Annotated in this window: 19 protein-coding genes; 8 read left to right on the top strand and 11 right to left on the bottom strand. The window is 62.9% G+C overall.

The features are described 5' to 3' along the window. Positions 1 to 48: 48 nt before the first annotated feature. Entirely contained in the window at positions 49 to 873 is an 825-nt protein-coding gene (locus MAF45_RS00680; protein ID WP_237977627.1) for a bifunctional hydroxymethylpyrimidine kinase/phosphomethylpyrimidine kinase, read from the bottom strand. Between the two features lie 226 nt (positions 874 to 1,099). On the opposite strand from MAF45_RS00680, the gene modA reads away from it, so the two are divergent. From modA to MAF45_RS00695, 3 genes are read left to right on the top strand one after another with little or no spacing between them, the layout of a single operon-like run. Further along, positions 1,100 to 1,834 carry a molybdate ABC transporter substrate-binding protein gene (modA, locus tag MAF45_RS00685; protein WP_237977628.1) on the top strand — a complete coding sequence of 245 codons (735 nt, stop codon included), beginning with the start codon at positions 1,100 to 1,102 and terminating at the stop codon, positions 1,832 to 1,834. A 22-nt stretch (positions 1,835 to 1,856) separates the two neighbouring features. Beyond that, a complete protein-coding gene (gene modD / locus MAF45_RS00690) occupies positions 1,857 to 2,693 on the top strand; it encodes a ModD protein (RefSeq protein WP_237977629.1) in 837 nt (278 codons plus the stop codon). A 24-nt stretch (positions 2,694 to 2,717) separates the two neighbouring features. Beyond that, positions 2,718 to 3,422 carry a molybdate ABC transporter permease subunit gene (locus tag MAF45_RS00695; protein WP_237977630.1) on the top strand — a complete coding sequence of 235 codons (705 nt, stop codon included), beginning with the start codon at positions 2,718 to 2,720 and terminating at the stop codon, positions 3,420 to 3,422. A gap of 60 nt (positions 3,423 to 3,482) precedes the next feature. On the opposite strand, the gene MAF45_RS00700 is transcribed toward MAF45_RS00695, so the two are convergent. Then, on the bottom strand, positions 3,483 to 4,709 hold the full coding sequence (locus MAF45_RS00700; protein ID WP_237977631.1) for a M20 metallopeptidase family protein: 1,227 nt from the start codon (positions 4,707 to 4,709) through the stop codon (positions 3,483 to 3,485). Between the two features lie 124 nt (positions 4,710 to 4,833). On the opposite strand from MAF45_RS00700, the gene MAF45_RS00705 reads away from it, so the two are divergent. Continuing rightward, positions 4,834 to 5,820: a LysR family transcriptional regulator gene (locus MAF45_RS00705; protein WP_237977632.1), complete on the top strand. Its 987-nt coding sequence runs from the start codon at positions 4,834 to 4,836 to the stop codon at positions 5,818 to 5,820. Between the two features lie 43 nt (positions 5,821 to 5,863). Here MAF45_RS00705 and MAF45_RS00710 read toward each other — a convergent pair whose 3' ends face one another. The 3 genes from MAF45_RS00710 to MAF45_RS00720 all read right to left on the bottom strand — a co-directional run bounded on the left by MAF45_RS00710 (position 5,864) and on the right by MAF45_RS00720 (position 7,418). Further along, positions 5,864 to 6,676, bottom strand: a complete 813-nt coding sequence (locus tag MAF45_RS00710) for a hypothetical protein (protein ID WP_237977633.1) — start codon at positions 6,674 to 6,676, stop codon at positions 5,864 to 5,866. Positions 6,677 to 6,684: 8 nt separating this feature from the next. Beyond that, positions 6,685 to 6,876: a hypothetical protein gene (locus tag MAF45_RS00715; RefSeq protein ID WP_237977634.1), complete on the bottom strand. Its 192-nt coding sequence runs from the start codon at positions 6,874 to 6,876 to the stop codon at positions 6,685 to 6,687. A gap of 131 nt (positions 6,877 to 7,007) precedes the next feature. Continuing rightward, positions 7,008 to 7,418, bottom strand: a complete 411-nt coding sequence (locus MAF45_RS00720) for a cupin domain-containing protein (RefSeq protein ID WP_237977635.1) — start codon at positions 7,416 to 7,418, stop codon at positions 7,008 to 7,010. 480 nt (positions 7,419 to 7,898) lie between these two features. On the opposite strand from MAF45_RS00720, the gene MAF45_RS00725 reads away from it, so the two are divergent. Next, positions 7,899 to 9,047, top strand: a complete 1,149-nt coding sequence (locus MAF45_RS00725; protein ID WP_237977636.1) for a porin — start codon at positions 7,899 to 7,901, stop codon at positions 9,045 to 9,047. 195 nt (positions 9,048 to 9,242) lie between these two features. After that, entirely contained in the window at positions 9,243 to 9,500 is a 258-nt protein-coding gene (locus tag MAF45_RS00730) for a hypothetical protein (RefSeq protein ID WP_237977637.1), read from the top strand. A 24-nt stretch (positions 9,501 to 9,524) separates the two neighbouring features. Here MAF45_RS00730 and MAF45_RS00735 read toward each other — a convergent pair whose 3' ends face one another. Together MAF45_RS00735 and MAF45_RS00740 are read right to left on the bottom strand one after the other, a co-directional pair. Next, positions 9,525 to 9,968: a peroxiredoxin gene (locus MAF45_RS00735; protein ID WP_237977638.1), complete on the bottom strand. Its 444-nt coding sequence runs from the start codon at positions 9,966 to 9,968 to the stop codon at positions 9,525 to 9,527. A gap of 42 nt (positions 9,969 to 10,010) precedes the next feature. After that, positions 10,011 to 10,961: a LysR family transcriptional regulator gene (locus MAF45_RS00740; protein WP_237977639.1), complete on the bottom strand. Its 951-nt coding sequence runs from the start codon at positions 10,959 to 10,961 to the stop codon at positions 10,011 to 10,013. A 183-nt stretch (positions 10,962 to 11,144) separates the two neighbouring features. On the opposite strand from MAF45_RS00740, the gene MAF45_RS00745 reads away from it, so the two are divergent. Together MAF45_RS00745 and cuyB are read left to right on the top strand one after the other, a co-directional pair. Further along, entirely contained in the window at positions 11,145 to 12,545 is a 1,401-nt protein-coding gene (locus MAF45_RS00745; protein WP_237977640.1) for an aspartate ammonia-lyase, read from the top strand. A gap of 158 nt (positions 12,546 to 12,703) precedes the next feature. Then, entirely contained in the window at positions 12,704 to 13,819 is a 1,116-nt protein-coding gene (gene cuyB / locus MAF45_RS00750; protein ID WP_237977641.1) for a cysteate racemase, read from the top strand. 1,137 nt (positions 13,820 to 14,956) lie between these two features. On the opposite strand, the gene MAF45_RS00755 is transcribed toward cuyB, so the two are convergent. The 4 genes from MAF45_RS00755 to MAF45_RS00770 all read right to left on the bottom strand — a co-directional run bounded on the left by MAF45_RS00755 (position 14,957) and on the right by MAF45_RS00770 (position 17,515). Next, positions 14,957 to 15,166: a hypothetical protein gene (locus MAF45_RS00755; protein ID WP_237977642.1), complete on the bottom strand. Its 210-nt coding sequence runs from the start codon at positions 15,164 to 15,166 to the stop codon at positions 14,957 to 14,959. A 331-nt stretch (positions 15,167 to 15,497) separates the two neighbouring features. Then, the gene (locus MAF45_RS00760; RefSeq protein WP_237977643.1) at positions 15,498 to 15,833 is read right to left on the bottom strand and encodes a hypothetical protein; all 336 of its coding nucleotides are present in this window, start codon (positions 15,831 to 15,833) and stop codon (positions 15,498 to 15,500) included. 332 nt (positions 15,834 to 16,165) lie between these two features. Then, a complete protein-coding gene (dsbI, locus tag MAF45_RS00765; protein WP_237977644.1) occupies positions 16,166 to 16,837 on the bottom strand; it encodes a protein-disulfide oxidoreductase DsbI in 672 nt (223 codons plus the stop codon). Positions 16,838 to 16,852: 15 nt separating this feature from the next. After that, on the bottom strand, positions 16,853 to 17,515 hold the full coding sequence (locus tag MAF45_RS00770) for a thiol:disulfide interchange protein DsbA/DsbL (protein ID WP_237977645.1): 663 nt from the start codon (positions 17,513 to 17,515) through the stop codon (positions 16,853 to 16,855). Between the last annotated feature and the right edge of the window lie 67 nt (positions 17,516 to 17,582).

Here is a 17,582-nt window from a genome sequence, read left to right on the forward strand (position 1 = left end):
CCTTAAAGAAGAAAAAATGAAAGGAAAAGGGAAAAAACTTGAGCCAGGCTAGTACCGGTCGATCACCTCGAGCGAGCTCTCAACCTGCACGCCGCGGAACTTGTCGGGGTTGCCGCGGTTGATCGCCACCAGGTCGTGCACCACGTTCATCGCGGCGCGGGTCGCATCCTCGAGCCCGCGGCCCTCCATCATCCGGCCCATGAGGACCGAGGAGAACATGTCGCCGGTGCCGGGGAAGAACACGGGGATCTCCTCATAGGGGATGAGAAAGCTGCCGCCGCTCGCGGCATCATACCCCGCGACCTGGGGCAGGCCGTCGACCAGCGCGCTCGTGATGACGACGGACTTCGCGCCAAGACTGCAGACGCGCCCGACGAGATCAAGGGCCTCGCTTCGGGTGAGGCTCTCGCGCCGGTAGGGCGTGTCCGTGAGCAGGCACGCCTCGGTGTAGTTGGGGACCGTGACGTCGGCCCCTGCGACGAGCTCCCGCAGGTACCCGACGGTCTGGCCGGTAAGCCCAAGATAGAGCGAGCCCTGATCCGCCATGATGGGATCGGTGAAAACCTTTGCCCCGAGCCCGGACTGCTCGGCGCAGAAGCCCCGCACGAGGTCGGCCTGCGCGCGCGAGGCCGTGAAGCCCGTGAACACCGCGTCGAACCGAAAGCCGAGCTCGTGCCAGATGCGGAGCGTGTTCTCCATGTACCCGGTGGTATCGAGCACCTCGAACTTTCCGTAGTTGAATGTGTTTGAGACGAGGGCCGTGGGCAGGTTGTAAATCGAGTGCCCCATGTGCGAAAGGATCGGGAGCATCGCCGAGAGGGCGACCTTGCCGTAGCCGGCCATGTCGGTGATCAAAAGGATCTGAGAACTCATTGCCTTGTGCGTAAAAGGGCGGCAGCCTAAGCGCCTACTGTGCGACATTATGGCAGAAGCGCAGGGCGCCGGGCCCCGGGACGAAGACCAAAGAGGGAACGGGCTTCTCATCCCCCCTCCTTCGCCTCGTGTCTTCAGCGGGAGTCCCCGCTTTGTGATTAAATATCGCTATTCATCTTCATCGTATCGTTATTTGAATAGCGAAATCTACAAAGGAAAACTCCAGATGCTGAGAAAAATCATCGTCGCAGCAGCTTTCGCGGCGCTCTTTGCCTGCGGCGCGGCCCGGGCCGAAACGGTTTCCGTCACGACCGGCGCGGGCTACGTCCCGATGTCGAAGGCGCTCGTCGCGGCCTGGAAGCAGAAGTCCGGCGCGAGCGTCTCTGAAAGCTACGGCGGCAACATCGGGCAGATGCTCGCTCAGATCGCCTCGGGCAGCTACGTGAACGTCGTGATCACCGACAAGGGGACGCTCGAGCGGCTGAAGACCCCGGTCAAATTCTCCACGGAGCAGAACCTCGGGCGCACGCCGCTCGTGCTCGTCTGGAGAAAGGGGCTCTCGCTCAAGAGCCCGGACGACCTGCAGGGCTCCGCCGTGAAGACGATCGCCCTGCCCGACCCGAAGGCTGCGGTCTACGGGCGCGCGGGCGCGGCTTACCTGAAGAGCCGCGGCTGGGATCAGTCGCTCAAGGCGAAGACGATGCAGGTCGCCAACGTCCCCCAGGTCTTCTCCTACGTTTCGCGCGGCGAGGTTGACACGGGGTTCGTGAACCGCCAGGTCGTCTCCCACGGAGCCGGCAAGATCGGCGGTTCGCTTGAGATCAAAGACGGGTATCCACCGATCGACATGGTGGCCCTCGTGGTCTCGGGCCACGAAAAGGACGCCAACGTGAAGGCCTTCCTCGGCTTTCTGAAGACCCCCGAGGCGAAGCGCATCCTCAAGAATTTCGGCATCGACTGAGCCAGAAGGAGGAAGAGCGATCATGTTTTTCATTCCGGACAGTTTCCTCGACGAAGTCCTCTCCGAGGACATACCCTACGGCGACCTTACGGTGAAGCTGCTCGGGATCGAGAACCGGCGCGGCCAGGTGCGCTGCTACCCCAAGGCCGACGGGGTGGTCTCGGGGATCGATCCTGCCGCGCGGATCTTCCGGCGCGCGGGGCTTGACGTGCAGGTGCTTCACGCCGACGGCGACCGGGTGCCCAAGGGCGAGCCCGTCATCGTTGCCCGCGGCAGCGCGGGCGCGATCCACGCCGTCTACAAGACGGCCCAGAACATCCTCGAGTACAGCTCGGGAATCTCGGGGCGGACCCGCGCCATGGTCGACGCGGCCCAGGCCGAAAATCCCCGCTGCCAAGTCGCCCTCACGCGCAAGCACTTTCCCGGTACGAAGCTGCTCTCGCTCTACGCGGGGCTCGCGGGCGGTGCGGTCGTGCACCGGATGGGCCTCTCGGAGTCCGTGCTCGTCTTCGACCAGCACCGCGTCTTCCGGCCCGACTTTCTCGACTGGCTGCAGGCGGTGAAGGCTCAGGATCCGGAGCGGAAGATCGCAGTTGAGGCCTCGAGCCCGGAGGAGGCCTTTGCCTTCGCCCGTCATGGCGCTGACATCGTTCAGTGCGAGCGCTTCTCGCCCGAGGCGCTGCGCGGCTTCATCGGACAGGCGAAGGCCGAGCGCCCGGGGCTGCTCGTTTCCGCCGCAGGCGGCGTGAAGGCGGAAAACGCCGGCTTGTACGCAAAGGCCGGGGCGGACTTCCTTGTCACCACCTGGCCCTACTTCGGGCGGCCTTTCGACATCAAGATGGAAATCACCGCGGACTGAAGGGATTAGGCGCATCCTCAAACCATGGCCGATTCCCTTCAGATGCTCGAGCTCCTGCGGGAAAGCGACCTCGTCTTCCCAATGGCGCTCACCCTCAGGGCCTGCGCCGCGAGCCTCGCGCTTTTCCTCGCCGTGGGGCTGCCGCTCGCCTGGTACTGCGCAAGAAGGGACGGGCCGCTCCCGCGCTGCCTGATGTTCGTCTCGACGCTGCCGCTCGTCTTCCCGCCGATTGCGCTCGGGTATCTGCTGCTTCTGCTGCTGGGGCGAAACGGGCCTCTGGGCGGACCGCTTTACAGCTTCTTCGGACTGAGGCTCGTCTTCTCGCCCCTCGGGGTGTACCTCGCCGCCTTCATCGCAGGGCTACCGCTCGTGCTGCGGCCCCTGAAGGTAGCGCTCGAGAGCCCTTCGCTGCGAAACCTGGAGGCCTGCGCGCTCACCTGCGGGGTGAGGCCGCTCAAGGTCTTTTTCCTGGTCACCCTCCCCCTCATCCGCAGCAGTCTCGCCGCCTCGCTCCTGCTCGGGACCGCTCGGGCCTCGGGCGAAGTGGGAATCACGATGATGCTGGGCGGCAACATCGAGCAGAAGACGAGCACGCTCTCGCTTGAGATCTTCAACGCAGTCGGGCGCGGCGACTTCGACGCAGCCACGGCGCTCTGCCTCGTGCTCGGGGTGATGGCGCTTGCGATCTACGCGCTGCTTGAGCTCGTCCGGGGCCGCCAGACGATTTAAAAGGACGAGCCCGGGGCGCCCCCTCCGACAGGCTTTCGGACGGGCTCCCCTCCGCTTTTTTTATAACTGCCCGCAGGGCTCCTCGCCCCGGGCGAGCGTCTCAAGCCTGTCCTTCGCGAGAGCCGCAAACACGGTCGAAGCCGCGGGCAGCACCTCATCGTTGAAGTCGAAGGTCTGGTTGTGCAGGGGCACCGTGTGGTCCTTGTCGCGGATTCCGAAGCGCATGATGCAGCCCGGCACCACCCGCTGGTACTCGGCGAAGTCCTCCGAACCCATCATGGGGTCAATCGAGGGACGCACGTGCTGCGAGCCGAAGAGCCCGGTCACGACGCGGATCGCCGCCTCGGTAAGCGGCCTCGAGTTGTTCACCGCGCAGATGAGGTGCGTGTAGGTGATCTCCGCGGTGCAGTCGTTTGCCTCCGCGACCCCGTTCACGATCTTCTTGAACTTCTCCTCGACCAGACGCCGGATCTCGGGGTCGAACGTGCGCACGATGCCGCTGAAGGTAAGCATGTGGGGGATCACGTTGAGCGTCTCGAGCCGCCCCGCGTTGAAGGAGCAGACCGACACCACGGCGGTCTCGATCGGGTTCACGCGGCGCGAGACGATCGTCTGCAGCTCGCTCACGATCGCACAGCCCACGGGAATCGGATCCACGCCCTGATGCGGGCGGCCGCCGTGGGTGCCGACGCCGCGCAGCGTCACCTGGAACGTGTCGGAGGCCGCCTGCAGCGGCCCCGCCCGAAAACCGAAGACCCCCTTGTCGAGGAACGGGTCGTCGTGCGCACCGAAGATCTCCCTCACGTTGTATTTCTGGAAGAAGCCCGACTGGATCACCGCGATCGCCCCCTTGCCCGGCTCCTCGGCGGGCTGGAAGAGCCCCACCACGCGGCCGGGGAAGCCGCGCTTCAGCCGCAGGTAGCGCAGCGCCCCGAGCAGCCACGTCTGATGCCCGTCGTGCCCGCAGGTGTGCGCGTGCCCTTCGATGCGGCTCTTCCAGGGCTTGCCCGAGCAGTCCTCCATCGGCAGCGCGTCGATGTCGGCGCGCAGCGCGATCGTGGGCCCGGGGCGGCTGCCGTCGACCACCGCGGCAACGCCGCCGGGCACCGTCTCGGTGTCCACTCCCGTGATGCCCCAGGACTGCAGGCACTTCACGATCCTCGCCACGGTAAAGGGCGTGTCAAAACCAAGCTCGGGCGTCTCGTGTATTTCGCGCCGGATGGCTGCAAGCTCATCGGCCCACGCGGCGATTTCGGGATAGACCCGCTCCTTCAAAACAATTTCCATCCTGCGCTCCTAGGGGAGGGAAGAAAAATTTCCCATGCATTGTAGGACAGTCCGCGCCGCCCGAGGGACGGACGGCGCCCCGCTATAATCGCCCTCGTCAGTGCCAGACCCTGAGGCCTCTTCCATGGTTCAGAACGAACACGCCGCGCTGCCCAGCTCCGAAGATCTGGAGCTTCTCGCCGGACTCTTCAGGACCGAGTCGCTGCGCGACGCCGCGGCAGCGCTTCGGATCTCGAACTCGACCGCGAGCCGCAGGCTCGCCGAAATGCGGACCCGGTTTTCCGATCCGCTCTTTGTCCGAAGCGGCAGCCGCCTGCTGCCCACCCCGCGGATGAAGGAGATCGCAGCAAGGCTTTTTCCTCTCCTCGACTCCCTCGAACACTTCTACGATTCGAAAGCCTTCGAGCCCTCGCGGCTCAAGGGCCAGTTCCGCATCCTCATCACTGACAACAACTTCCTCAACATCCTCGCGCCGGTGCTGCCGCGCATCAGCCGCGAGGCCCCGCAGCTCGAGCTCGAGGTGATGTCCCTGAGGCGCAACGGCATGTGGCAGCTCATCTCGGGCAAGGCCAACCTCGCGATCTACGCCTTCCCGGAGTACAGGAGAGAAATCCGGGCCGCTCCCCTCGAAAAGGACCGCTACTGCCTGCTGCTAAGGCGCGACCACCCGGCGGCAAGGCTCTGGCTACGGCAGGGGGAGCTCACCCTCGGGGCCCTCTCGCCCTACACCCAGATCATGAACCCGCGCTTTTCGCGCACGCTCCGCGACCCCTGCGGCTACGAGCGCGGCCCCGGGCAGAAAAGGCTCTATTCGCCCTTTTTCAACACCAATCCGGCCCTTCTGCTTGAGTCGGACTTCGTGCAGTGGACGCTAGAGTCGGCGGCGCGCCGCGCGATCGACGCAACCGAGGACGAGCTGCTCATGATCCCGGCCCGCGCCTTCACCGACTACGGGCCGACCGACACGGTCACATCGCTGCTGCTCTGGGCAGCGCGATCTGAAAACGACCCGCTCAGCCAGTGGATGCGCTCGATCATCATCGGAGCAGCAAGGGAAAAGAATCCGGGCGGCACGGGGCTCCCGCTAACAGGCAAAAGCGAGACGTCCTGAAAACGAGAAGCCCAGGCCGGCTGGAACGAAAAGACCTCCGCCCTTAGAGCGCCTCGCGAAGACGCCTGAGCAGCCCCCGGGCGGGAAAACCGGGCCGGTGGACGGGAATGCCCTGCTTCTTGTCCGATTCGCAGCCCGCGGAAGCCGCCGCGGCCATCGCCGCGTGCCTTGTGGCAAGGAAAAGTCTCAGGACGACCCGGTCGTAGGGCTCAAGCGCTCCGGCCTCTGTGGCGCACCTGCGGCCCAGGGTTCCCCAGCCGCCCCGGTGCTCGAAGACGTCGCTCGCGAAGGCGGCGTCAAAGAGACGTCCGGCCGCACCCCCGAGAACGGGCCAGAAAGGCCGCGCCGGCAGGCCCGCCTCTCCGCGAAGAATCGCGAGGGCGCGCCCGAAGCAGGCGCTGTAAGCCTGAAGCCCGAGCCGGGCGGCGAGCGCCGCCGACTCCTCAAGGGCCGAGCGCAGTTCGAGGGCGGCCCGCTGGGCTTCCTGCAGCGGCTTTTCGCCTTCGCCGTGCCGCTCCTGGAAGGCGACGGTGTAGCGGCCCTCTGAAGCCTTGAACCAGCGGGCCGCAAAGGCCGAGCGGCGGCCGTCTGAAAAATCGACGAGGACGCGGGCGGGAGCAAGGCTCCCGGGCTCGAGCGGAAGCTCGCAGCCGAAGCGCTGCGCGCCCATTGCGAGGCAGCGCTCAAACCACTCCGAGGGGCTCCGGGCGGCGAACTGGCCGCCCGAGACCGGCAGGAAGCGAAACAGAATCGACTCGGCTTCGGGTGGAGCCCTGAAGGCAAAGTCCGAAGAGGAAGAGCGCGAGGCCTGGGCCTGAGCCGCAAGCGAGGCGGCGAGGAAGTTCTCTCCGTTCATGGCGCTTTTCAGCCGAGAATCGACTTCATGACCTGCTCCATCGCAGCGTCATCGAGCCCAAAGCGCTTCTCAAGCTCCTGGAGATCGGTGTAAAGAGCGGCAAGATCCGCGGGCTTCAGGGCGCAGAAATCTTCCGACGTCTTCACCGCGTAGCCTTCCAGAAGAAGCTTTTCGGTCTCCTGCTTCACCTTCTCGTCCATCGGGATGGTTCCTCCTGAAATTCGCCGGCTTTCCCCGAGCCGAATAAAAAACAAGCGCAAACTCTAACGCAAATTTCAGGTAAGCGAAATAGCTTAGATCAGAGAAGGTTCAACAGAGGGGCCTCAGCCGGTCAGCCCAGCTTCGCGTAATCCTCGTCCGAAACCGGCTCGCACCACTCCGTGCGGGTGCCTTCGCCCGGCACTTCGATCGCGAGATGCTGGAACCAGCTGTCCTTCGCAGCCCCGTGCCAGTGCTTGACGCCCGCCGGGATGTGAACGACATCGCCCGGACCGAGCGCGCGGGCGCTCTTTCCCCACTCCTGGTACCAGCCCCTGCCGGCGGTGACGAGAAGCATCTGTCCGCCGCCCTTGACCGCGTGGTGTATGTGCCAGTTGTTGCGGCACCCGGGCTCGAACGTCACGTTGCCTACCGTCACCTGCTCGGTGGAAAGCATATTGAGGTAGCTCGTCCCGACGAAGAACTTCCCGTAGGGGTTCACGCCGCCCGCGGGGAAGACGCTCATTTCCTTCTTTTCTGCCATTTTTTTCCTGTGCTCCCAAAAGAAAAGCAAAGCCTGCGGGCATTCTAGGCAGAGCGCGCATCAATGTTAAATGCCGATTCATTATCGGCTTTCATTGCAATTTTGCATGTCAGGACGCGCTCCTTCGGTTCTTCCCCGGCCGGTCCTTCGCTGCGGGCTCCGCCCCTTCCGAGACTCAGTCCCGGCCGCCTGCGCCGCCAGCCGGTAGACCGCCCGGCGAAGCTTTGGCGGCCTTCTCAGGGACTTGCTGAGGCAGACGCCGCACACAGGCCCATGGATGCGGGGCTTCGGGCTCATCGATTTTCCGCCCGGGCGGGACAAGGCTTTTTTTGCCTTTTTCTACAATTATTTCTTTCGCTTTGAGCCATTTTGTACAAAACGCCCCATCCGTAGAATCGAAAAGCGTACTGCAGGCAGGAAAGCATCAAAGCACCTGCCCCTCGAAACGCACAGCAGGAATTCCAAGGAGAGAACAACAGCATGAAACTCGCGAAACTATTTCTCGCCGCCGCAGCAGCGGCCGCGGCGAGCGCTCCGGCCGCAGCTGCGAGCGTCACGGTCTACGGCGTCATCGATCTCGGCGTGGGCGTCGCCCACACCTCGGGCTCCAACGCGGACGGCAGCCGCGTCGACTCGAGCACAGCCACGTCGCTCAACAGCGGCATGCGCAACAGCTCCCGCATCGGCTTTAAAGGCACCGAGGAGATCGGCGACTACAAGGTGGGCTTCATCCTCGAAAACCAGTTCAAGGCGGACGACGGGACGCTACAGACCTCCGGGACGCTCTGGGAGCGCGAGGCCTCGCTCTCGGTGGCCGGCCCCTTCGGCAAGGTGAGCGCCGGGCACCTGGGGCTGCTCAAAGGCGTGGTGGGCTCCACCTCGCTCATGAACTCTTACCGCGTGAACCCCTTCGGCTCCAACCTGAGCAAGTTCGCCGGCGGCTACAAGGCCTACACGACCGGCACGGCCTGGTACGCGGACAACGCGATCGTCTACTCGACCCCGAAAATGGGCGGGCTCGACCTCCACTTCCAGTACTCCAACGCCTATTCGGGTCAGGAAGGCGCCACGTACAACAACAAGGCGCGCTACTTCGCGGCGGCCGCCCGCTACATGTCCGGCCTGCTCTTCCTGCAGGCGATCGCCGACACGACGAACCTGGGAAGCGAGGCGGGCGGAGCCTCGATCGCCCAGACCGACCGGGTGAGCCGCGACCCGATGTCGCTCAACGTCTCGGCCGCCTATGACTTCGGCGTCGTCAAGCCCTATCTCATCGCCGAAGTCTTCAAAGACAGCACGCTCAATTCCGTGGGCGGCTGGATCGCAGCGAAAAGCGGCAAAGGCTATGACGGCGCGGGCGGCACCTTCGTGCTGCAGTTCCCGGCCTTCGGCGGAAAGGCGAAAATCGGCGGCGGATTCATGAAGGCGGAGCTCTCCGAGTCGACGCCGAATCTTAAAAAGAGCGACATCCGCCGCTGGGGCGTGAGTGCGGGCTTTGACTACGTGCTCACGAAGAGGACCCACCTCTACACGAACGCGGGCTACGTGGACCAGAAGGAAGAGGTCTCAAACGGCACGAACCGCAGGCACGGCGCGGAGTTCGTGGTGGGCACGGTGCACTACTTCTAAGGCGCCGTCCGAGGGCTCGGAGGAAGGGAACAGCCGGAAAGCCGGCCTTCCCGTCCGCCGGCGCCCTTCCCGCCCCGCCTCCTCGAGGGGCGGGCGGAAAAGCTCCCCTTCCTCCCGCCGATGCGCTATGTTTGATTCAGCGCCGCAGGCAATGCGCCCCCGCATTTCCTCACGGGCATCGGGGAGGGAGCTCTCATGAAATGCTTCAATCTATTCTTTGATGCAGCCGCCGTCGTGTTCCTCACACTCTTCAACCGCTTCGTGCTGCATGACATCATCGCGCGCGACGGTCTGCTGCGCTATGTGCCGCCCGACTGGGTCTCGGGCTCCAGGGGCTTTGTGATCGCGGTGCTGGGCGGCATCGCATTCATCGTCGTGAACGGCGCGGCCTTCTGCTGGGCAAGGCGCGAGCTGCGGGCCCGCGGCGGGCGCTTCTCGCGGCTTCTCGGCTGAAAAAAGGTGCGGGGCGCCTGCCCCTCAGGCCCCCTTGACGGCCTCAAGCACCTGCGCGGCGTGCCCCGCGGCCTTCACCTTCCTCCATTCAAAAACAATCTTCCCGTCCTTCCCGATCACGAAAGTGCTTCGCACGACCCCCTGCACTTTCCGGCCGTACATATTCTTTTCATGGATGACATCGAACTGCCGGCAGACCTTTTCCTCCGGGTCCGACAGCAGCGTGATCCCGAGCCCGTAGCGGCAGATGAAGTTCTGGTGGCTCTTCTGGGAGTCCCGCGAGACGCCCGCCACCGTGTAGCCCAACTTCCGGAACTCCCCGGCAAGCTCCGTGAACTCGCGCGCCTCCGTCGTGCAGCCGCTCGTGCTGTCCTTCGGATAGAAATACAGCACCAGGGGAAGGTGCTCTGAAGCCTTGAACTCGGCTCCATCCGAGTCCGGCAGCGTGAAATTGGTGTTCTCCGTCATAGCCTCCTCCGGCCTTGTGGTTTCGATGACTCCAGTTTATCCTCAGGCGACCCAGCGGTATTCCTTTGCGGTGTGCTCCATCATGCGGTTCACCCGGGCCTCGAGCCAGTCGAGAAAATAGCGCACGCGCCGCTTCCTGTAGGCGTTTCCCGGCGCGAAGAGACAAAGCATGCGCGGGGGGCGGCTCCAGCCGCGCATCACGGGCCGGATCTGTCCGTCATGCAGCCCCTCGATCGCGAAATAAAAGGCGAGGTCAGGGATGATCCCGCCGCCCAGCACCATGGCGTCCCTCGCGTTGATCTGGCTGTTGAAAGTCATCGAGCGCTTCCACTCGAGCTTTTCGGCCACAGAGCCGTGCGTGAGGTAGGTGACGGAGCGGCGGTTGGGCATGTTGAGCAGCACCCCGAGGTGCTGCGCGCAGGCCGAAGGGCTCTCGGGCTCGCCGAAGCGCTGCAGATAAAGGGGCGAGGCGCAGGCAATGAAGGGCATCTCGCCGCACTCCCGAACGACCATGCCGGGAGGCAGCTCCTCGGTCGGCATGTAGGTCATCACGACGTCGTTGCCCGAGGCGGCCGAGAGCACGTCCATCACTCCGGTCGTCATCTCGTGCAGCTCGAGCACGATGTCCGGATTCGACATCTGGAATTCGACGAGCGCGGGGGTGAGGAAGACCTGGCGGAAGCCCGCGGTGGAGGAGACGCGGATGCGGCCCGCAAGCTTGTCCACGTCGTCCTCGAGCTCGGCGAGCATGTCCTGGTTGAGCTTCGTGATCCCGGAGGCGTAGCGGTAGAAGATCTCCCCTTCCTTCGTAAGCCTCATCGGCCGCGTCTGCCGGTTGAAAAGCGGCACCCCGACGTCATGCTCGAGTTGCCGGATCGTTCGGAACGCGTTGCTCGGCTCCACCCCGAGCTCGAAGCTCGCCCGCTTCACACTCATGAAGTTCACCGTCTCGCAGAAAATCTTCAGGTTTTCAATGTTTTCATATTTTTTCATTTAGTGATCAATTTTGATTTATTAATGGCTTAATTTACCCTTTACTAAACCATGTTTGATATACAGAATATGTCCTAGGCGATAAGGATTAGGCCGGTTCGGATAGTCCCGCCTGAAAATCTATATCACGGACGGCTCTCCGCGCTGCGGCGCGCAGGCCATCAGTTTTAAGGAGATGAAGAAATGTCTCGTATCGAACACGATTTCCTTGGCGACCTTGAAATCCCGGACAATGTCTACTACGGCGTGCAGTCGCTGCGCGGCAAGGAGAACTTCCACATCACCGAGCACTCCATGCGCGAGGACAAGTACTTCATCGAGGCCTTCGCCCAGGTGAAGAAGGCCGCCGCCCGCACGAACAAGGAGCTGGGCACGATTCCGGCCAACGTCGCCGACGCCCTCATCTCCGCCTGCGACGATCTTCTCGCAGGCAAGTACCACGACCAGTTCGTGACCGACTGGCTGCAGGGCGGCGCGGGCACCTCCACCAACATGAACACGAACGAGGTGATCTGCAACATCGCCTGCGAGAAGCTGGGGCTGCCCAAGGGCTCCCAGAAGCAGGTCTCGCCCAACGACCACGCGAACTTCGGCCAGTCCACGAACGACACCTATCCGACCGCGCTGCACCTCGCGATGTACCTGCGCTCCGAGGATCTGCTGAAGGCCCTGGAGCAGCTGCGCGACTCCTTCTACAAGAAGGCTGATGAATTCAAAAACGTGCTCAAGATGGGCCGCACCCACCTGCAGGACGCCGTCCCGATGTCGATGGGCCAGGAGTTCCACGGCTGGGGTCGCACGATCGAGGACGAGATCGAGACGATCAAGGACGCCCAGAAGCATCTGCGCGTGATCAACCTGGGCGGCACCGCCATCGGCACCACCGTCACCTGCCATCCGGACTATCCGGCGAAGGCCGTGAAGTACCTCTCCGAGCAGACCGGCATTGACTTCCACAACAGCACGGACCTCATCGCCGCCACCTCCGACTGCGGCGCCTACGTCGCGATTTCCTCGGCCCTGAAGAGCCTCGCCGTGAAGCTCACGAAGGTCTGCAACGACATCCGGCTGCTCGCCTCGGGTCCCCGCACGGGTCTGTCCGAAATCAACCTGCCGATGCGCCAGCCCGGCTCCTCGATCATGCCGGGCAAGGTGAACCCGGTGATCCCGGAAGTGACCAACCAGGCCTGCTTCCTCGCGATCGGCCTTGACACCACCGTGATGCTCGCCGCCTCCGCCGGCCAGCTCGAGCTCAACGTGATGGAGCCGGTGATCTCGTTTGCGGTCTTCACCTCGATGAAGGTCCTCACGAACGCCATGATCACGCTGCGCGAGAAGTGCGTTGACGGCATCACCGCGAACGCCGAGCACACGAAGGACCTCGTCATGAACTCCCTCGGAATCGTGACGCTGCTCAAGCCCCACTTCGGCTACATGCTGTGCGCCGAGATGGCGAAGGAAGGCTACCTGCAGCACAAGTCTCTGCACCAGATCGTGGTTGAAGAGCGTAAGCTGATGAGCGAGGAAAAGTGGAACGAAGTGTTCTCCTTCCAGAACCTCATCGCTCCGAAGTTCGAGATGTAACTTCGGCGGCGGGGAGCCCTGAAGAAGGCCTGAAAAAGGCCTTCAGGCTCCGGCCGGAGGGCGGAAGGGTCCGCCCCTCCGGCCTCGCTTTTTGGCTGGATCAGGCGCAGTCCGCTTTTCCAAGGGGACTGCGCTTTTTTATAAGGAATCAGCTCACGATGAACACACTGAAGATTGGCGTTGTGGCGGGAATCCTGCCCGCCAGGGCGTATGAATTCACTTCCGCGGTCGAGGAAGTCTCCCGCGAGACGGGACGCGAGGCCGAAATCCTGCATGACTGGGAGGCCCTGCGGACGGACGGAGATGACGAACTCACGAGACTGCGCGACGAGAAGATGCTCGCCTGCGACTCCGCGCTGCGGCTCCAGGCTAAGGGCGCCGACGTGATCGTGATCCCGAGCGCCCGCGTCTCCGGGTACCTCGAGGAGCTGCAGGCCGAGCTCACCACGCCGGTGGTCGCCCTCGGGCCCGAGGACTGCCCGGACTGCGCCGCGAAGAAGCTCTTCGAGTCCGCTCCCAAGCCTGTCGCCCGCGGCTTCAGGCTGGGCCTGATCGGCGGGCTCGGGCCCGCGGCCACCGTGGACCTCTTCAACAAGATCGTGAAGGCAACGCCCGCGAAGACCGACCAGGAGCACTTCAAGCTCATGATCGACGAGGATCCGCAGGTTCCTGACCGCACGGCCTGCCTGCTCGCCGGCGGCACCGATCCGACGATCGCCCTCTACCACACCGCGAAGCGCCTGCAGGACAACGGGTGCGACGCAATCATCATCCCCTGCAACACGGCTCACGCCTTCCTGCCCTATATCAGGCGGCGCATCCGCGTGCCCTTCATCGACATGCAGGTGGCGGCGCTCGAAGACATTCAGAAGCGCTTCAAGGAGCCCCGCATCGGGCTGCTTGCCACCTCCGGCACCGTGAAGACCGGCATCTACTCGAAGAAGGCTGAAAAGATGAGACTGCCGCTTTTCGTCCCCGACGAGGAGAATCAAAAGCTCGTGATGTCGGCGATCTATGGCCCGAAAGGAGCCAAGGCGGGCTACACCGAGGGCGAATGCCGCGATCAGCTGCTGGCGGCTGCCGAGTACATGGTCCGCGAGAAGGGCTGCAACGTGCTCATTCTCGGCTGCACGGAGCTGCCGCTGATTCTGGACGAGACCGACGCCTTCCCGATTGCCGGGACCACGGTCGCGATAGTCGACCCGACCGCAGTGCTCGCTCGCAAAGTCGCCAAGCTCGCGATGGACGAGAACGCGAAGCGCGGGGCGAGGTAATCGGCTCCGCATAAGCGCCTCCTCAGGCGCTTCGGGCCCCGGGACTCGGGGCTCGCACCCCGCGGGAGCTTTCCCCGCGGGGATTTTTTTGCTTTTCTCACGGCCGCCCCCAACCGGCCGCGCACTCCTTCCTTTTTAATCGAATTGTTTCCGCTTTGTATCCCGCAGAACACTCCGTAGCACTTTTAAACCCTTGATTCCATACTGCTCCGGTAAAGTTCTTTCCGTGCGATGGGACAGCGCACGGTGCTTTCCCACCGGCCCTGCCGCCTACAGGGCCCAGGCGCATGAGGCAATCTCTCCTTTGGATATGGTCGGTATAGACCTGACTTTAAGCGTGGCATGAAGCTTGCCACGCTATTTTTTGTCTCCTTTCTGCCCGCGCAGAATCCGCGGCGACAGGAAGGCTGCGCTTCCCCAGTAAAACCGCGGACTGCGGCGCTCCCGGCACGAACAGATGCTTTCGTTTGCAAAAAACGCTTCCCCGGGGAAAAGGAGAAGCGCTGAAATAAGGGGACAGAGACAGGCGCGAGCGTCACAAAAGGCGAGATTGAGTTCGGTCAGAAATTGTGGTGCAGGCCCACGATCACCTCGTTCGTGCTCGGATTATCGTAACGATGGCCGCTCGAGCTCGTGAGGCAGGAGCTGTAACGGTTACCTCCCGCCACGGCGCAGATCGTCGTTCGCTTTGAGAGCGGGAATCCCAGGTGGCCGCGGCCTTCCCGCTCAAACCCCGGTTCCCAATGATTTGTTTCTACGTCGTATCTGGGAAAACACTTGGTAGCACTTTTAAACCCCTGATTTCAGGCTGCTCCGGTAAAGTTCTTTCCGTGCGATGGGACAGCACGCGGTGCTTTTCCACCGGTCCTGCCGCCGACAGGGCCCAGGCGCATGAGGCAATCTCTCCTTTGGATATGGTCGGTATAGACCTAATTTTAAGCGTGGCATGAAGTTTGCCACGCTATTTTTTTGTTTCCCAACGCGTTTTTATATTTATTTCTCAAATTCCTTCGGGTGCACTCCCCTTCCTGCTTCAGAAGCCGCAGGCCTGAGTGTGCCCGGCCCATGCCCGGCCGATCCCGAAGCCCTTCTCATCCGGGCTCGTGCAGGGCAAGCACAGGATCCTGTCGGTCTGGATCATCTGCGCCCGGATCGCCGCGGACTGACTCCTGCCTGGGCAAACTTCGCGAGAAGCTTGTTCGCGATCTCGGAGCCGCTGCCGTTGATCGTGCTGAGGCTACGAGGCGCCGGGCGGTCACTCTCGTGCTTGAGAAGCGTGCCGCTGAACTTCACGCCAATCTCGTCCACCAGCTTCCGGTTGGCTCCGTAGGCCTCCCTGCAGAGCATGCACACTTTATCGGCATGGTTCAGGCCCAGGCGGCCGTCGTTCCGAGAAAGTGCCTGCGGTTGATTTCCTGTGTACCCATGCTGTCTCTCCATAACTAACGAGCCACGCTTTCACTGAAACAAAGGGGAGATGCCGCGGAAACCCGTCCCGCACAACGCTTTTTGAATGCGGTGCAGCATGCCGCGGAGAGCCGAAAGAAACGCTGAGAGGCTTTAATGGCAGAAAAAAGCGCCGGCTCCTCTTTTCGGAAAAGAGAAGACCGGCGCCCTGATTTCCAGTCCCCTGCCCTGAAAGGAGCGGGCGGGCCGCGGCCTTCAGGGAGTCAGGGAATCAGAGAGCGGACTTGATGGCGCGGCGAGTGGCCTTGGTGGCCGCACGACTGGCGGCGCGCTCGGCAGTCCCGGTCGGGTCCTGCGCCGCGTCGCGCACTTTCTTCGCCTTCTTCATCGCCTTGCGGGCGGTCTTCGCATCCTGAACCGCGTTCCGTCCGGCAACGCTCTGCTCCACCTTCTCGCGCGCGGCCTGCTTGGCCTGGCTCTGAGCCTCGGTCTTTGCCGCCTGGACGGCGGCATCGGTCACGGAGCCCACGGCAGACGCGAAGGCGCCCGTGCTGTAAAGAATCGCGGCCGCCGCGACCGCGGCGGTGCAAATCGTCTGTTTCATCATGGTTTTCTTCTCTATTTCTGCAGAATCCGGGACTCAGACCTCAAGGAAAGGCCTCCCGGTCCCGCCCGGATCGATTCCGGACGGACCGTCCATTATAGTTTTCGGAATTCAGACAAACGAACCCGAACGGAACCGGAAAACCCTGAATTCCCGGAGAAAACGGAAGTCCCCACGATCTGGATGATTTCCTCGGACAGGGCGGCCCCGGCCGGGGCCGGAGAAACCGTCCGCATCAGCAGGTTCTGAGAGACCGCGGCGGCGGAATGAAAAAAGCCCTCCCCCCGGAAGGAATCCTCCGGGGGAAGGGCCAGCCGCTCTTGGAGAGAGAAGAGTCAGGCAGTCTTGCGCTTAAATCTGACGTAGAGGAAGCTGGCTGCCATCGCGACCAGGATCACCAGCATCAGGCCGAAGGCGAGCTCGCAGCACTGGGCCATGCTCATGAACTTCCACTTCGGAATCAGGTACCACGAATCCGAGCTGTTGTACATGTTGATGAACCACTCCTGCAGAGAGGAGAGCTGAGTACCGTCCGGCACCACCGCGAGGTCATAGCCGCAGTCTCCCGTCGGCTTGAACCAGTCCGGGGCCCAGTCGGCCAGCGGGAGGTCAAACGGATAGTGCGGGTCGGTGGAGCAGCCCTGCATGCCGAACATCGCGGCCGGATCATCGCTGTGCACGGCGTGGTGAATGGCTGAAAGCTTCACGGAGCACTTGAGCCCGTAGATGGCCCCCGCGATGGCAAAAACATAGCCCAGCACCTTGAGCACGAGGTTTTTGGGAGAGATCAGGCAGAGGATCCCGCCCACGGCCATCGTGAGGAAGCCGAACCGGATGTAGACGCACTGCTCGCAGGGAGCCATGTAGAGCCACACCTGGAACACGTAGTGGGCGATGAGGACAAGCAGCACGCACACCACGGTCATCAGGGCCCAGGGCCAGCGCATGTCCTGCCAGGAGGCTATGGTCCCCACCGGGTCGCCCTTCAATTGATCAAACCATTTCATTGCTGTGCCCCGCCGTTACATCTTGGAGAGCTTCTTCACAAGGGCCACAAAGCCGTCAATCGACTTGATCGACTTCGTCATCACCAGCCACTTGCCGTTCACGACATAAGCCGGAATGCCCTGAATCTTCGCCACGGGGTAGACGGATTTCCAGGAATCGGCGAGGCTCTTCACGGCAGCGCTCTTGCGTTCCTTCGCGAAGTCTGCCGCGGAGATGCCGGTCGCGGCGGAAAGCGTTCCAATGAAGGCGTCCTCGCCCTTCGTCCAACGCTCCCCCTTCCTGTGGTAGGCCTGGTACACAGCGTCCTTCGCCTTCTTGAAAAGAGAATTCGGGGCTTCAATCGAACGCCCGGCCTTCTGGTCCATCAGGATGCACATCGCAAAAAACTCCGAGGCGCAGCGGCCGTACTTACCCTTCGTCTCAAGGTGGCGGGGCTCGAACTTGATCCCGGCCTTCTCGATCATCGGGACCGCCTTCGGATCTACGCCGATGTCATAGCGGAAGCAGAAGGGGCAGTCGTAAGAGAAGATCTTGATCAACTTCCCCTGGCCGCCCGCGAGCGGGGTGCTGAGCTTCTGGTAGTCAACCCCTTCCTTGAAGTCCTCCGCAAAAGCGAAACCCGGAACTGAGGCTACGGCCGCTGCGACGACGGCGGCTATGAAAGAACGACGCTGCATTTTTTTCTCCTTTAGAAACTGTCAAATTCAAAACATGTCAAATTCAAAAACTGGGTTGAGGCGCTCG

It is taken from the genome of Mesosutterella porci (assembly GCF_022134585.1).
Taxonomy (GTDB): Bacteria; Pseudomonadota; Gammaproteobacteria; order Burkholderiales; family Burkholderiaceae_F; genus Mesosutterella; species Mesosutterella porci.

What these genes read in the sequence shown, in the direction of transcription:
- MAF45_RS00735 (WP_237977638.1), bottom strand. Translation starts at nt 9,968, where the DNA reads ATGACGGAGAACACCAATTTCACGCTGCCGGACTCGGATGGAGCCGAG.
- MAF45_RS00710 (WP_237977633.1), bottom strand. Translation starts at nt 6,676, where the DNA reads ATGAACGGAGAGAACTTCCTCGCCGCCTCGCTTGCGGCTCAGGCCCAG.
- MAF45_RS00755 (WP_237977642.1), bottom strand. Translation starts at nt 15,166, where the DNA reads ATGCTCTGCAGGGAGGCCTACGGAGCCAACCGGAAGCTGGTGGACGAG.
- MAF45_RS00715 (WP_237977634.1), bottom strand. Translation starts at nt 6,876, where the DNA reads ATGGACGAGAAGGTGAAGCAGGAGACCGAAAAGCTTCTTCTGGAAGGC.
- MAF45_RS00760 (WP_237977643.1), bottom strand. Translation starts at nt 15,833, where the DNA reads ATGATGAAACAGACGATTTGCACCGCCGCGGTCGCGGCGGCCGCGATT.
- MAF45_RS00680 (WP_237977627.1), bottom strand. Translation starts at nt 873, where the DNA reads ATGAGTTCTCAGATCCTTTTGATCACCGACATGGCCGGCTACGGCAAG.
- MAF45_RS00730 (WP_237977637.1), top strand. Translation starts at nt 9,243, where the DNA reads ATGAAATGCTTCAATCTATTCTTTGATGCAGCCGCCGTCGTGTTCCTC.
- cuyB (WP_237977641.1), top strand. Translation starts at nt 12,704, where the DNA reads ATGAACACACTGAAGATTGGCGTTGTGGCGGGAATCCTGCCCGCCAGG.
- MAF45_RS00705 (WP_237977632.1), top strand. Translation starts at nt 4,834, where the DNA reads ATGGTTCAGAACGAACACGCCGCGCTGCCCAGCTCCGAAGATCTGGAG.
- MAF45_RS00770 (WP_237977645.1), bottom strand. Translation starts at nt 17,515, where the DNA reads ATGCAGCGTCGTTCTTTCATAGCCGCCGTCGTCGCAGCGGCCGTAGCC.
- MAF45_RS00695 (WP_237977630.1), top strand. Translation starts at nt 2,718, where the DNA reads ATGGCCGATTCCCTTCAGATGCTCGAGCTCCTGCGGGAAAGCGACCTC.
- MAF45_RS00740 (WP_237977639.1), bottom strand. Translation starts at nt 10,961, where the DNA reads ATGAAAAAATATGAAAACATTGAAAACCTGAAGATTTTCTGCGAGACG.
- dsbI (WP_237977644.1), bottom strand. Translation starts at nt 16,837, where the DNA reads ATGAAATGGTTTGATCAATTGAAGGGCGACCCGGTGGGGACCATAGCC.
- modA (WP_237977628.1), top strand. Translation starts at nt 1,100, where the DNA reads ATGCTGAGAAAAATCATCGTCGCAGCAGCTTTCGCGGCGCTCTTTGCC.
- MAF45_RS00720 (WP_237977635.1), bottom strand. Translation starts at nt 7,418, where the DNA reads ATGGCAGAAAAGAAGGAAATGAGCGTCTTCCCCGCGGGCGGCGTGAAC.
- MAF45_RS00745 (WP_237977640.1), top strand. Translation starts at nt 11,145, where the DNA reads ATGTCTCGTATCGAACACGATTTCCTTGGCGACCTTGAAATCCCGGAC.
- MAF45_RS00700 (WP_237977631.1), bottom strand. Translation starts at nt 4,709, where the DNA reads ATGGAAATTGTTTTGAAGGAGCGGGTCTATCCCGAAATCGCCGCGTGG.
- MAF45_RS00725 (WP_237977636.1), top strand. Translation starts at nt 7,899, where the DNA reads ATGAAACTCGCGAAACTATTTCTCGCCGCCGCAGCAGCGGCCGCGGCG.
- modD (WP_237977629.1), top strand. Translation starts at nt 1,857, where the DNA reads ATGTTTTTCATTCCGGACAGTTTCCTCGACGAAGTCCTCTCCGAGGAC.